At 68.5% G+C, this 15658-nt stretch carries 4 protein-coding genes; all 4 read left to right on the plus strand.

Annotation, left to right across the window (positions count from 1 at the left end):
* Positions 1 to 409: 409 nt before the first annotated feature.
* Complete coding sequence (locus WS57_RS16135) at positions 410 to 12856, plus strand: filamentous haemagglutinin family protein (protein ID WP_069245430.1); 12447 nt, start codon at positions 410 to 412, stop codon at positions 12854 to 12856.
* A gap of 297 nt (positions 12857 to 13153) precedes the next feature.
* Positions 13154 to 13867 (plus strand): STN domain-containing protein, encoded by a 714-nt coding sequence (locus WS57_RS16140; RefSeq protein WP_009689500.1) that lies wholly within the window; start codon positions 13154 to 13156, stop codon positions 13865 to 13867.
* Positions 13868 to 13873: 6 nt separating this feature from the next.
* On the plus strand, positions 13874 to 14422 hold the full coding sequence (locus WS57_RS16145) for an RNA polymerase sigma factor (RefSeq protein WP_009689499.1): 549 nt from the start codon (positions 13874 to 13876) through the stop codon (positions 14420 to 14422).
* Positions 14423 to 14430: 8 nt separating this feature from the next.
* The gene (locus tag WS57_RS16150) at positions 14431 to 15420 is read left to right on the plus strand and encodes a FecR family protein (protein ID WP_069244538.1); all 990 of its coding nucleotides are present in this window, start codon (positions 14431 to 14433) and stop codon (positions 15418 to 15420) included.
* Positions 15421 to 15658 lie beyond the last annotated feature (238 nt).

Consider the following 15658-nt stretch of genomic DNA (forward strand, 5'->3'; position numbering starts at 1 on the left):
CCGGCGCACGCGGCGACGGGCAACGAGCCATGGGGTCCGAAGGGGCTCGATCGCGGCCCGCAGCCGCGCCGGTCGTCCGATCGAATTCCACTGACCGACAAACCGGGTTCCGTGCCGCACGGAACCCGGTTTTCTTTTGGGCGCATCGCGTTGTGGCGCGTGCACGCGCGCGACATACAGCCCGGCAAAAATGTCCGGCATCGACTGTCCGGCGCCGACCCGGTGCCGAGCGGTCGTCACACCGAAATGCGATATCCGGCAGGTCGCTTCGTCAGGGCGTTAGATGACGGATGTTGCTAACGGGGAATTCGCTATGAGCGGTCGTACGCAGAGGCAGTCGAAATCGATCCAATCCGCCGGGCAGGCGCGCCTGCTTCGGGTCCGTCCGCTATGTCACGCGATCGCGCTGATGCTCGCGGCAGGGGGCGGCGTGCACGCGCACGCGGCGGGCATCGTGAACCTCGGGCAGGCCGCGGCGCGTGCATCGGGCGGTGGCGCGGGGAGCGGCGGCGTGCCGGGCGTGCCGAATCTGGGCGTGTCGGCGCAGCAGGCGCTGCAGGCGAGCCAGCCGTCGATCCGCAACCTCGGGCATGCGGCGCAGGCGGTGGCCGCGCAGATCGCCGCGCAGCAGAGCGCGGCGGCGGCCGCGGCGGGATTGCCGTCGACGGTGCCGAATGGCTTGACGCCGGGCGGCTTGCAGGTCGCGCCGGGCATCACGTTCGTGAAGGACAACAACGGCAATCCGGTCAGCCAGAACACCGACGCAAGCAATCCGCTGCTGTGGGTCAATGCGAACGCGCCGACGCAGACGACGGACAACAGCGGCCACGTGAACGTGGACGTGAAGCAGACCGGCGCGAATGCGGTGCTGACGTGGGAGACGATGAACGTCGGGCGGCAGACGACGCTGAATTTCGATCAGTCGGGCGGGACGCAGACGAACGGCGCGAACAACTGGGCAGTGCTGAACCGGATCAACGATCCGAGCGGGCGGCCGAGCCAGATCCTCGGGAACGTCACCGCGCAGGGGGCGGTGTATGTGATCAACCGCAACGGCGTATTGTTCGGCGCGGGTTCGCAGGTCAATGTGCATTCGCTGGTGGCGTCGTCGCTCGATCTGCTGAACATGAACGACTACAACCAGACGTTCGTGAACCACCTGCCGGTCGCGATCGGCAACCTGGTCCAGGATGCGGCGGGCATCGTCGCGAGCAACCAGCAGTTCCTGAGCCTGCCGGCCGGCACGTCCGGCGGCCTCGCGTATCCGACGTCGGGATCGTCGGGCACTGTGCAGGGCCACGGCGGCGTGCCGTACGAAGTGCTCGGTCTCGGCAACCAGGTCGGCGTGAGTTCGCCGGGCCAGTATCAGCCGCCGGGCGACATCACGATCGAGCCGGGCGCGTCGGTCACGACGCACATCAACGGCACGATCAGCGACGGCGGCTTCGTGATGATCGCCGCGCCCGACGTGACGAACGGCGGGCATATTACCGCGACGGCCGGGCAGGTGGTGCTGGCCGCGGGCGTCGGTGTGAGCCTGCGGCCGAACACGAACAATCCGCAAGTGCTGCTGCCGGAGCTGAGCGGCAAGATCATGATTCCGATCGATACGTTTTCGTCGATCGACCTGACGCCGGCCGGCACACTGACCAACACCGGCATCATCGAGGCCGCGCGCGGCAACGTGAACCTGCTGGGCAGCCGCGTGGCGCAGAATGGCGTGGTGGGCGTGACGACGAGCGTCAACGCGCCGGGCACGATCACGATCTCGACGGTCGACGAATACAACGCGAACAACCCGGCCGGCAACGCGTATTTCGGGCGCGGCCTGCTGACGAACAGCGACGGGTCGGGCGTCAACGATACCAATCGCGCAGGCCTGCTGAGCTTCGGCCCGAACTCGGTGACCGCCGTGCTGGCCGACAAGGATGGCCAGACGGTCACGTCGGCGCCGGGCACGAGCTTTACGCCGGGCAGCATCGCGATGACGGCGGGTTCGGTCTGGCTCCAGGGCGGCTCGCTGATCGAGGCGCCCGGCTCGAACGTTTCCGTCGTGGCGCTGTCCGGGGCGACGTATGCGCCGTCGCCGGACATCCAGGCGGTCGGCGGCCGGATCTACGTGGACACCGGCGCGACGATCGATGTGTCGGGGCTCGCGAACGTCGAGCTGCCGATCGCGGATACGCTGGTGACGGTCGGCCGCGTCGGCCTGAACGAACTCGCGGACTCGCCGCTGCTGCGCGACGGCTTCCTGTTCGGCCTGAAGGGTGTCGTCGTCGACAGCACGCTGACGGGCACGCGCAGCGACGGCGTGCAGTGGGTCGGCAGCCCGATCCTGAACCTGTCGGGGTACGTGAACCTGATCCCGCGCACGGTCGATCAGTTGCTGACCAACGGCGGCACGATCACGCTGGCGGGCAACGACGTGATGACGGCCGCCGGCTCGTCGCTGAACCTGAACGGCGGCTACGTGCATTACGACGGCGGGATCGTCAACACGACGCGGCTGGTTGATGCGAACGGCGCGATCGTGCCGATCGGGCAGGCGAGTCCGTACGACACGTATGTGGGCGTTGCCGGACAGTTCACCGAAACGCATCCGCGCTGGGGCGTGACGAAGACCTGGTACAACCCGCTGCAGAACGCCGGCGTCTACGAGGGCGACTACATCGTCGGCGGCAATGCGGGGACGTTGAACCTGTTCGCGACGCAGGCGCTGGTACTCGACGGCGACATCAGCGCGCAGTCGTTTGCCGGATCGAAGCAGGTGCAGGGCAACGGCGAGCCGTCGGGCGGGACGTTCAGCCTCGGCAGCAACGCGGCGCTCACGCAGGGCAAGACCACGTCGACGTCGGGCGATGAGAGCCTCGTGATCCTGCAGCCGCAGGCGCCGCAACTGGACGCGCTGGCGCCGGGCTTCGGCATCGCGACGCCGCTCGACAGCGACGCGCTGAATGCGCTGCCCGACACCGATCCGGACAACCTGCTCGCGGCGCATGTCGTGCCGGTCGACACGCTGAACCGCGGCGGCTTCTCGAAGCTCAGCGTCATCGAGGACAAGATGGGAGGCAAGGGCTACGTGGTCGCGGACGGCACGCGGCTGACGCTGCAACCGGGCGGCAGCATCACGCTGGCCACCGGCATTCTCAGTCCTCGCCCGATCACGGTGCTCGGCAGTCTGGTCGTGCCGTCGGGCACGATCACGCTGTCGACCGACGGCGATATCGTGGTGGGTCCGAACGCGCTGCTCAGCGCAGCCGGCCAGTGGGTGAACAACGACACGCTGGCCGCGGCCGGCACGACGCCGGGCGGCAACCACTACGTGAACGGTGGCAGCATCACGCTGTCGGCCAGCGGCGGCATCGACCTGCAGGCGGGCAGCGTGCTCGACGTGTCGAGCGGCGGACAGATGTTGTCGAACGGCGGGCTGCTGTCCAGCAACGGGATCCCGGTCGGCAAGGGCGGCAACGTGTCGCTGATCGCCGATGCGAACCCGCTGTCGTATCCGGTGCCGCCGTCGGACGTCAACCTGAAGCTGGACGGCACGATCCAAAGCGATGGCTTTGCCGGCGGCGGCACGCTGACGCTGCAGACCTCCGGATTCCAGATCGGTGGCGACGCGTCGTCGGCGCCCGCGTGGGCGCTGGTGTTGCCGGCCGATTTCTTCGCGCGGCAGGGTTTCGGCAGCTATCAACTGAAGGCGATGTTCGATGCGAGCGTCGCGCCGGACGCGACCGTGCTCGTCACGCAGCAGAACCTCATCCCGAACGTGCCGGCTTTGCAGCAGGCGCCGAGCGGCGCGAATCTCACCGCAGGCGGCCTCACGTCGATCGGCGCGATCGATGCGTATCACCGGCAGCCGACGCAGATCGCACTGATCGGCGGAAACTATCTGTGGGCCGGGCCGAACTATCTGAACCTGACCGGGCTGTCGGCCGGGCCCGTGCCGACCTACCCCGATGCGACCGGCCGCGTGCTGGTCGGGCAGGGCGCGTCGATCGTCACCGATCCGGGCGGCAGCATCGGACTCGGCTCGCCGGCGCAGGTCACCGTACTCGGCTCGCTGGTGGCGCCGGGCGGCGCGATCACGCTGAGCGCGGATTCGCAACCCAATAGCCCGTACGCGCAGAGCGGACAGTTTGACAGCGGCTATACGAACGCCGGCAAGTCGGTATGGATCGGATCCGACGCGGTGCTCGACGTGTCCGGGGTAGCGCTGACGAACCCGCTGGCAGCGCCGGTGAAGACCGGGACGACGACCGCCATGCCGGTGACGGGCAAGGTGCTGCCGGGCGGCTCGGTCGTGCTGTCCGACGACTCGGGCTACGTGGTTGCGCAGGCCGGTTCGCGGATCGACGTGTCCGGTACGTCGGCGAACTTCGACCAGATGCAGGCGAACGGCACGTATGCGTCGCAGCCGGTGTGGAGCGACGCCGGTTCGATCACGCTGGCCGCGTCGAACGGGCTGTTCCTCGACGGCACGCTCGACGCGCATGCCGGTGCGGCGCAGGCGAGCGGCGGCACGCTGACGATCCTGCCGCATCAGAACCGCAACGGGATCGGCGCGACCGCGCTGGTCGTGCGGCAGGGCGGCACGCTCGTGCCGGCCGGGTTGATGCCCGGCCAGGATTTCTCGACCGCGATCGACCCGACGACCGGGCTGCCCGTCGTCACGCAAGGCGGCGTGATCCAGTTCGCGGCCGATCGGCTGAACGGCTCGGGCATTGCCAGCCTCGTGCTCGGCGATGCGAGCGTGCTCGGCACGCAGGTACCGGTCGCGTTCGCCGGCGACGTCGATCTGAAGCTGGCCGGATCGGTGATCGTGAATAGCGGGCGCATCGCCGCGATCAGCGATGCGCAACTGAATACGCTGCTGTCGACACCGCCGCTGCAATTCGACCCGAACTCGGCCCCGACGCCTGTGTTGCAGACGCTGCTTGCGCAGCCGCAGCCGGCGGTCGGCAGCACGGTGACGATTGATGCGCCGTATGTCGCGTTCGTCGGGCCGACGATCACGGGATCGTCGGGCCTGTTCACGCCGGTCGCCGCGGCTTCCGATGCGACGCTGAACGTGAACGCCGCGTTCATCGATCTCGAGAACCAGTTCCAGCTCAACAACTTCAGCAACGCGAATTTCACGAGCCGCGGCGACATCCGGCTCAGTTCGACGAATGCGGCGCTCGCGCCGGGCGAACTGTATACGCCGGGCAACCTGACGTTCAAGGCGGCGGACCTGTACCCGTCGACCGGCGGCACGTTCATTCTCGATGCGGTCGGGCCGGCCGATCCGGTCACGGGCCTGCGCGCACCGACGACGATCACGTTCGAATCGAACGGCACGTCGGGCACGCCGCTGTCGGCGGGCGGCACGCTGCTGGTCGATGCGACGCACATCGTGCAGGGCGGCACGGTGCGCGCCCCGTCGGGCACGCTCGCGTTCGGCGCCGGCGATCCGTCGAATGCGGCGACGCAGGCGCAGTTCGACAACCTGCCGCTGGTCGCGACCGAGTCGGTGACGCTGACCGACGGCAGCGTGACATCGGTGTCGAACGGCAATCGGACGCTGCCTTACGGCACCACCGTCGATGGCGTCGAATGGCAGTTCAACCCGTCGGCGGCCAATTCACGCCCGGACCTGAGCGCGCCGCCGACGAAGACCATCGGCGTGAACGGCAGCAGCGTGACGCTCGCCAGGGGCGCAACGATCGACCTGTCGGGCGGTGGCGATTTGCAGGCGGCCGAATGGGTGCCGGGCACCGGCGGCACGCGCGATGTGCTGTCGCAATACAACCTCAGCTACGCGACCAATGCGACGGGCGTCGCGGTGCCGGTGAACGTCGGCGCAGGGAACGCCTATGCGATCGTGCCGGGCGCGCAGACGCCGGTCGCCGCGTACGACCCGGTGTTTGCGCAAACCGTGCAGCCGTCGACGAATGCGAACGGCACGGCGGGCACGCAGACGGTCAGCGCGGGCGTGGGGCAAGCGTCGCTGACGAGTGCGGTCGGGCAGGCTGTTTATCTGTCGGGTGTGCCAGGGCTGGCGGCCGGTTACTACACATTGCTGCCGGGCAAGTATGCGACGTTGCCGGGCGCGTATCGCGTGACGGTATCGAGCACGGCGGGCAATGTCGCGCCAGGTGCGAGCCAGGTGCTGCCGGATGGGACGGTCGTGACGTCAGGGTACTTCGCCGACGCGCTGACGGGTAGCCGCAGCGCGACGCCGACGCTGTTCAACGTGCAGTCGGGGCCGGTATGGCAGCAGTATTCGCAGTACACGCTGACCAGCGCGAACCGCTTTTTCCCGGCGCTCGCGACCAGCAAGGGCAACGTGACGCCACCGCTGCCGATGGACGGCGGGCAACTGGTGCTGGCCGCGACGAAGGCGCTTGCACTCGGCGCGACGCTGAACACGGCGGCGGCGACAGGCGGTGCACCGGCCGAGGTCGATATCGCGTCACAGGATATTCAGGTCACGGGCAACGGCACGCCGGCGCTGGCGGGCTATCTGCAGATCAGCGGTGACGCACTGGATTCGCTGAATGCGGGCAGCTTGTTGATCGGCGGCACGCGCACGTCTACGACGAAGGGTGTGACGATCACGCCGATCGCAAACAGTGTGGTGGTGTCGAACGACGGCAATACGTCGCTGAAGGGGCCCGAGATCCTGCTGGTCACGAAAGCCGACGCAAGCGGCACCGATCCGAACGCGGCGAACGGACTGCGTGTCGATGCAGGCGCATCGATCACGGCCGAGGGCGATTACCCGGCGGCGAAGGACCAGCCGATTGCGATCACGGGCGACGGCGCGTTGCTGCGCGTGTCGAACGGCGCGATGGCGCCGCTCACGCGCACGGGCGGCACAGGCGCTGGCTTGCTGACGGTTGGCGTGGGCGCGACGCTCGCGGGCGGGCAGGCACTGACGCTCGATTCGTCGGGGAATCTGAAGGTCGATCCGAGCGCGGTACTGTCGGCAAAGGCGATCACGGCGGATGGTTCGGCGATCACGTTCACGAACGCGGGCGGCACGGCGGCGGCAAACCTGCCGGGCTTCGTAATCGATCCGGCAGGGCTTGCGCAGTTCGCGAACGCGCAGCAAGTGACGCTGCGCAGTTATGGCGCGATTGGCTTCGTGGGCGATGTGAACGCGACGCTCGGCAACAGCGTGGACCTGAGTGCGGGCACATTCACGAGCGATGGCGGTCATGTGACGCTGAACGCACCACTGATCGCGTTCACGAACGAGATGGGCGCCACGCCGGGTACGGCAACGGCTGGCAACGGCACGCTGACGATCAACGCGAAGGAAATCGACTTCGGCGCGGGCACGAAGACGCTGAGCGGGTTCGGCACAGCCAGCATGACCGCAACCGAAGGCATCGTTGGACAAAACACGGGCACGTTCGACTTCGGGGCATTGCCGGTGACGCTGAATGCACCGGTGTATCTGGCCGATACGAGTTCGGCATCGACGGTGAAGACGACCGGCACGCTGACGCTGAATGGCGCAACCGGCACTGCGTTGACGAAGACGCCCGTAGGTGGCGCGTTGAGCTTTATCGGCGGCACGCTTGCCGACAACGGCGCGACGATCATGGCGCCGGCCGGCAACGTGAGCCTGAAGGCAACGAGCGGGAACCTGACGATCGGCAGCGGTTCGACCGTGAGTTCCGCGGGCGTATCGAAGCAGTTCTTCGATGTGACGCAATATGCGCCGGCCGGTGCGATCAGCCTGATCGCGGACAAAGGTACGGTCGATGTGCAATCCGGTTCGACGCTGGACTTCTCGGGCGCGACGGGTGGCGGTGCGGCGGGCAGCCTGACGCTGTCAGCCCCGCAGCAGGTGGTGAACCTGAACGGCACGCTCAAGGGCGGCGCGGCGAACGGCTACGCGGGCGGCTCATTCTCGCTCGACACGGGTGGGGCGGCCAACCTGGATAGCCTGGCAACGACGCTTGCATCGAGCGGCGTAAACAGCGCGATCTCGGTTCACACGAAGACCGGCAACCTGACGTTGTCGGCCGGCAACACGCTGACCGCGCACATGGTATCGCTGACCGCCGACGGCGGCGCCGGCCGCGCCTCGGACGCCGCGAACGGCAACGTCAACCTGCTCGGTACGATCGACGCATCGGGCAACGCCGGCGGGGAGATCGACCTGTACGGCAGGAGCGGGGTGGACATCGAGGGCACGCTGCTCGCGCGCGGCTCGGATCCGGCCCAGCGCGGCGGCAAGGTGAACATCGGCACGAGCGCGACGTTCGACCCGACGATCGTCGACGCGAACGGCCACTCGATCGCGAACAACGCGACCTACGGCTACGAGAACATCGATCCGGCCCACTCGGGGCGCATCGTGCTGGGCGCGAACGCGCTGATCGACGTATCGGGCGGCACGGCCGGCGGCCTGTCGGGCGGCACGGTGAATTTCCGCGCACCGCTGCTGATGGACGGCACGGTCGACGTGACGCTGAACGCGCCGTCGGATTCAAGCAAGTACGGCATCAAGGGTTCGCGTGCGACGACGCTTGAAGCGTACGCAGTATGGAGCACGACGGACGCAACGACGGGCGCGCAGCACTTCGACGGGATCGTCGATCCGGCCGGCTGGTACGACGCGGCGGGCAACCTCGTGTCAGGCACGTTCACCGACGGCAACGGCAACACGGTGCTGAACTACACGGCCGGCAGCCTGAACGCGGACCAGCTGAAGTCATACCTGAGCGCTGACTATTTCGTGCCGGCGGCCGCGAACGCCGATCATCAGACCTTCTACGGTTATCAGAACGGCGACGCGACGGCCGCGGTGCCCGGCACGCTGATGGGTTTCGTCCGCGACGGGCTCGACGCGACGCGGGATCCGTTCGCCAGTACCGGCATCGCGAACGCGCGCGTGGTGCCGGGCATCGAGCTCGACAACCCGAGCGCTGCAATCAACGGCGGCAACATCCAGGTGCTGACCAGCTGGAACCTCGGCGCGGGCGCGTCGGCGGCCGATCCCGCGTTCCGCTTCCACGGTCAGGCACCGATCGTGACCCTGCGCGCCGAGAACGGCGTGAAGGTCAACGCCAGCCTGACGGACGGCTTTTTCCAGATCGGCAATCCGCTCGGCGGCGGGTCGATCGTGGTGCCGCCGCTGTCGTCGCTGAGCGCCGCGCAAACGGCCTACACGACGCCGAGCGGCAGTTACGCGAAGTACTACTACTACAGCGTCGCGAGCTACGGCCAGACGTCGCTCGGCGGCCCCGCGCATCACATCTCGTTCGGCCCGGGGCAGCCGGTTGGCGGCACGCCCGAAGAAATCGCCGAGTACTACACGCTCTATACCGCGTATGCGGAATACCTCGGCCGCACCGCGACCTCCGACATCACCGCGCCGCTCGGCTGGAAGCCGGACAACAGCAATATCCAGATCATCTACCAGTTCCATTCCGGCGGGCGGCCGCAGGTCGGCGCGCCGGTGGCGCCGGTGGCGCCGACCGCGGCCGAGCAGACCGTCAATCCGGCGTCGTACCTGATCTACCTGAACGACTACAACAAGTACCTTGTCGCGACGAGCCAGTTCTACGCGAAGACACTCAAGGAGCCCTATGTGCCGGCACTGACGCCGCCGGCCGTCCAGCCGGTCGCGGTGATCACGTCGACGTCGATCGCGCTGCCGGTCGCGACCGACAACACGCCGGCGCCGGTTGCGACCGCCGGCAACCCGCTGCCGCTTCAGTCCGCGTCACTGGCGGGCGGCGACAGCAGCTCGTTCCGCGTAGTGTCGGGCGCAGACCTGACCAGCGGGAATCCGCTCGCGCTGCAGGCCCGCGCGGTATTCGGCGGAGGCAGCCCGAACGACGGGAGCGTCACGATGGACGGGCATACGGCGTATCTTGACGGCAACGGCATGCTGCTGCTCGCGCCGACGATGATCCGCACCGGCACCGGCTCGATCGATGTCGCCGCGGGCAACAACATCGCGCTGTTCGACTCGACCGCCAAGGACGAACCGGCGAACCCGCGCGTGCCGGGCGTGATCTATACGGCCGGCGCACCCGACCCGAACGCGCCCGCGACCGGCACGACGACGCTGATCGTCAATGCGGGCGGCGACTCGCATCTGCCCGACATCCTGGTGTCGCCCGTCGTCAACCCCGACGCGGCCGGCGACATCCGGCTGCGCGCGCAGGGCGACATCACCGGCATCGAGTACACGACCGATACGACAGGCGCCGTTACCGGCCTCACGGGCAGCAATACGAGCCAGTACTGGTGGCAGTGGATGCAGATCACGCCGACCCGCACGATAAGCGCCGGCAACACGTCGTCCTATGTGCCGCTCACGCGCACGTCGATCGATTTCGGCGAGTTCAACCAGGGCGTGATGAGCGTCGGCGGCAATGTGTCGATCGACGCGGGCGGCAATATCGCCGATCTCGGCGTGTCGCTGCCGACCACCTGGTATCTCGACAACACCGGCAAGGTGGTGACGGTAGGCGGCGGCAACCTGAGCGTGCATTCGGGCGGCGACATCCTGAGCGGCGATTACTTCGTCGCGAAGGGCACCGGCACGCTGACCGCGGGCGGGCAGATCGCCGCCGATTTCAGCGTGCCGCCGCCGTACGTCGGGCAGCCGCCGCTGCCGGTGGCCACGGTGCTGGCCGTGCAGGACGGGCGCTTCGACGTGAGCGCGCGCCAGGGCGTCGACATCGGCGCGGCAGTGGATCCGTCCTATACGAGCAGCAGCGCGTCGCGCTACTTCGTGTATTCCGATGCTCAACCGTATTCGGCGACGTCGGCGGTCAACGTGCAGTCGACGACCGGCGACGTGCGGTTCGGCACGCTCGGCAGCACCCTCGTGGGCGGTGGCACGGACCTGCCCGCGAGCCTGAACCTGACCGCGTTCACGGGCGGCATCACGGTCGCGTCGGGCGGTACGCTGTTCCCATCGACGATCGGCCAGCTGAACCTGATCGCGGATCAATCGGTGAGCCTGTCGAGCCCCACCGCCACCTTCGGCATGTCGGATTCCGATCCGTCGGCGATGCGCTCGCCCACGCAGCCGTTCGCGGTCGCGAATGCGCACGGCGCAAGCCCGCTGCATGCGGACGATACGAGCCCGGTGCGGATCTACAGCGTGAACGGCAGTGTGATCGACGGCGTGCTCGATACGTCCGGAGGCGGCAGCGGCACCTACGGGAACCTCGTCGACGTCGTGTTGCCCAAGCCGGCACTGATCCAGGCCGGCCAGGACATCGTGAATCTCGTGTTCGACGGGCAGAATTTGCGCGCGGCCGACATCACGCGGATCGTCGCCGGCCGCGACATCTACGACGGGCAAATCACGCCCAACGGCATCGGCGCGGGGCCGCACCTGGTGCTGGCCGGCCCCGGCACGTTCGACATCGAGGCCGGCCGCGACCTCGGGCCGCTGACGAATCAGGCGCAGCTCTATGCCTTGCTGCAGTCGGGCTACCGCGCGACGCCGACCGGCATCGACGCGATCGGCAACGCCGACAACCCGGCGCTGCCGCATGAAAGCGCGACCATCAACGTGCTGTTCGGCGTCGGCCCGGGCGTCGATAACGCGGCATTCATTTCCGCGTATATCGATCCGGCGAGCGCGATCCCCGGCGTGACGAGCGGGACGCCCGCGCTGATCGCGTTCATGGAGCAGTACGATGCCGGGCAGGGCCTCGATACCGGGCTGGCCAAGGACAAGCAGGCCGCGCAGACGCACGTGGGCCACCTGACGGCCGGCGATGCATGGAAGCAATTCCAGGCGCTGCCGTCCTATGTGCAGCAGCTGTTCGCCGAGCAGGTGCTGTTCAGCGTGCTGAGCCGTGTCGGGCTCGACTACAACGACTCGGCGAGCCCGTACTACCAGCAGTACGCGCGCGGTTACCAGGCGATCAACACGCTGTTCCCGAGCGCGCTCGGCTACACGGCGAACAACCTCGGCGGCGGCACGAACGGCGCGAACCACCCGATCGCCACCGGCAACCTCGACATCCGCAGCACGACGATCCAGACGCAGCAGGGCGGCAACGTCTCGATCCTCGGGCCCGGCGGCCGCGCGCTGATTGGCAGCACGTCGGCGCCACCCGCGATCGTCGGCTCGTACGGCACGATCGTGGCCGGCCCCGGCACGATGGGGATTCTGACGCTCGAGCAGGGCGACATCAATATCTTCACGGACCAGAGCGTGCTGCTCGCGCAGAGCCGGATCTTCACCGAACAGGGCGGCAACATGACGATCTGGAGTTCGAACGGCGACATCAACGCCGGCAAGGGTTCGAAGTCGGTGGCCGACACGCCCGCGCCGAATTACGTCTGCGATCCCAACCATTACTGCACGGTCGACGCGCGCGGCGAAGTGACGGGCGCGGGCATCGCGACGCTGCAGACCATCCCGGGCGCGCCGGTCAGCGACGCGAACCTGGTCGCGCCGCGCGGCACGGTGGATGCGGGCGACGCGGGGATCCGCGTGTCGGGCAACCTGAACGTCGCGGCGCTGCATGTCGCGAACGCGGACAACATCCAGGTGCAGGGCAAGGCGACCGGCATCCCGATGGTACAGGCGGTCAACACCGGTGCGCTCACAGCAGCCAGTTCGGCCGCCTCAGCAGCAAGCCAGATGGCGCAGGACCTCGCGAAGAACAACGCGACGGGGAGCCAGCGCCGCTGGACCATCTCGGTGCAGGTCGAAGGCTTCGGCGACCCCGGTGCCGCCGATCAGAAGAAGCGGCGCGGCGCCGAAACGGTCGGCTACCGGCCGAACGCGTCGGTCGCGGTGCTCGGCCTCGGCGACCCCGGCGACACGCAGCGGCGCTTTCTCACGCGGGAGGAGCAGAACCGTCTGAGCGGAAGCTAGGGCGGGTTCACGCTAACGACGGGCTTGCGCTGGCCACCGGAAGGGCCGAGCGCAAGGAACGCGACGAAGCGAATACTCGATGTATTCGCAAGGAGCATGACGCCGCGATCGCGCGACGGCCGCAGCGGTGCGGCTGCGCCGCCTGTCGATGCCGGCCGATGCCGGCCGATGCCGACCGACAAGCCACGCCGCTGACTTCGGATTGTCACATCCGGTTTCTAGGATATGCCGTCCGGTTTCATGCGGATGGCGCTTCGGAGACCACGTCGCGTCGAACCTATTTTGCGGTTTCGAGCTATGACAGGCTACCGGGCGGCGGCCGGTGCACTGGTGCTGGCCGCGTGCGTCGCGTGGTGGGGTTTCACGACGACGTCGCATGCCTGGGGGCAGGACGCCGGGGTAGCCGATGCGCAGCGCTTCGATCTGCCGGCGCAGCCGCTGGCGGACCTGCTGCGTGCGTTCTACGCGACGCGTCTCGTCGTCGTCGCGCCGAAGCCGTTGATCGACGGCCGTGTCAGCGCGCCGGTCCACGGCACCTATGCGCCGGCGGACGCCTTGCGCCTGGCACTGGCCGGAACCGGCCTGCGGGCGAACGTCGTCGGTGCCGACCAGGCGGTCGTCGAGGCTGACGACGCGGCGCCGCCGGCCGGCCCGCAATCGACGACGAACACCACCGACGGCGCGCCGGATGGCGGCGACTACCGTGCTTATATCGCGATGATCCAAGCGAACCTGACCACGGCGCTGTGCGCGTCGCCGCTGACCCGGCCGGGCGATTACCGGCTGGCCGCGCAATTGCTGATCGATCGCGGCGGCAAGGTCGCGATGGTCGACCTGCTCGCCTCGACCGGCATGCCTGCGCGGGATGCGGCGATCGGCCGTTCGCTGCGCGCGCTGACGCTCGACGCGCCGCCGCCCGCCGGCTTTCCCGAGCCGGTGACGATCCTGTTGCGTCCCGCCGGCAACGGGATTCACGCGGACTGTCCGGCTGCCGACCAGGAGGCGCGGTAACGCATCATGACCGACAGCACGCGCAGTCACCTGAAGAAACTGCTCGAATCGCGCTACACGCACTGGCTGCGCCGTTTCGAGCGGCTGGTCGGCACGCGCGACCGCGCCGCCGACCTGTTGCACGAGACCTGGCTGAAGTTGGAGAATGCGAGCGTGCCGGGCACCGTTTCGAATTCCGAAGCGTATCTGATGCGCATGGCGAACAATCTCGCGATCGACCAGCATCGCCGCGACCAGCATTACGTCGATCAGGCGGATATCGACGCGGTGCTGGAGATGCCCGACGATCGCGCGGATCCCGAGCGGATCGTGGGCGCGCGGCTCACCGTCGACCTGCTGGCCGACGTGTTGCAGGAACTGCCGCCGCGCCGCAGGGCGATCCTGCTCGCGGCCCGCGTCGAAGGCCGGCTCAACCGCGAGATCGCCGAGCAGATGGGCATCTCGCTGCGGCTCGTCGAACTCGAGCTGCGCCATGCGATCAGCCATTGTCTCGAACGGATGAAGGTGCATGGCGAAAGCGGCGAGAGCCACACCAGCGGGCGGCGGAAATTTTGAATACCTCGATGATGACCCACTCGGACGACCCTCGCGACGACGTACAGGCCCAGGCGGCTATGTGGCTCGTGCATCTGCGCTCGGGGCAGGTCACGCCGGCCGAGCTCGACGCGTTCCGGCAATGGTGCACCGCGCATCCGCAGACGGCGGCGACGCTTCGGCAGATGTGGTCCGGGCTGCGCCCGGCCGGCGTGCGCGTCGCCGCGCAGGAAGCGGCGGCCGCGCGCGCGGCTGCGGACGACACGCGCCGCCGTACGGCGCTGCGACCGGGGCGGCGCGCGTTCGTCGGATTCGCGGTGGCGGCCGGCGCGTCGTGGTTCGCGTTGGGGCCGCCGTTCCAGTTGTGGCCCGCGCTGACCGACCTCGCCGCCGACTACCGGACCGGCACCGGCGAACAGCGCCAGATCACCGTTGCCGAAGGCGTGACCGTCGCGATGGGCGCACAGACGCGCATCGATGCGCTGCGCGCGTCAGCCGGTAGCGCGGCGAAGCGCGGCATCGACCTGCTGGCCGGCGAGGCGGAGATCGTCGCGGAACCGGCCGCGCGCGGCTTCGTCGTGGTCGCGGGCCGCGGCCGGATGCGCGCGACGCAGGCCCGCTTCGACGTCCGGCGCGGTGACGACGGGCGCGTCTGTGTCACCTGCGTGTCCGGCTCGGTCGCGCTCGAGCATCCGCACACCCGATTGACACTGTCGCCCGCGCAGCAGCTCGTCTACGACGACCGGATCGTCCATCCGGTCGCGACGGTCGATCCCGCCGCGGTCGTCGCGTGGCGTCGCGGCATGCTCGTGTTCGACGGCGTGCCGCTCGCGCAGGTCATCGACGAAATCAACCGCTATCGGCGCGGACGCGTGATTCTCCGCAACACGTCGCTGGGCCAGACCCGTGTGGCCGCGCAGGCGCCCGTTTCGCGGCTCGACGCATTGATCGATACGCTCGGCCACGCGTACGGCGCGCGCATCACGCGGCTGCCCGGCGGCATCGTCGTGCTCACCTGACCCTCCACATGCCGCCGTGCACCGGCGGCATGCGTACGTCGCGCGCTTGCGGTATCCGGCGCGCCACCCGTCATCTCCCATGAGGCCGTGAATTCCGGCGCTTCGCGTCCCGCGCGTGCAACACGCGGATGAGAGGCTAGCCGGTCGGGCCCGCGCGCGTTCCGTCGACCGTCGTCCGAGCCACGCCGCTTGGCACTTGCGGTATCCGGATTCTCGCGCGTCATCGTAATGAGTCGTC

Origin of the sequence: Burkholderia pseudomultivorans (assembly GCF_001718415.1) — a bacterium.
Taxonomy (GTDB): domain Bacteria; phylum Pseudomonadota; class Gammaproteobacteria; order Burkholderiales; family Burkholderiaceae; genus Burkholderia; species Burkholderia pseudomultivorans_A.

Coding starts and splice junctions, on each gene's coding strand:
- WS57_RS16135 (WP_069245430.1), top strand. CDS start 410: ATGCTCGCGGCAGGGGGCGGCGTGCACGCGCACGCGGCGGGCATCGTG.
- WS57_RS16140 (WP_009689500.1), top strand. CDS start 13,154: ATGACAGGCTACCGGGCGGCGGCCGGTGCACTGGTGCTGGCCGCGTGC.
- WS57_RS16145 (WP_009689499.1), top strand. CDS start 13,874: ATGACCGACAGCACGCGCAGTCACCTGAAGAAACTGCTCGAATCGCGC.
- WS57_RS16150 (WP_069244538.1), top strand. CDS start 14,431: ATGATGACCCACTCGGACGACCCTCGCGACGACGTACAGGCCCAGGCG.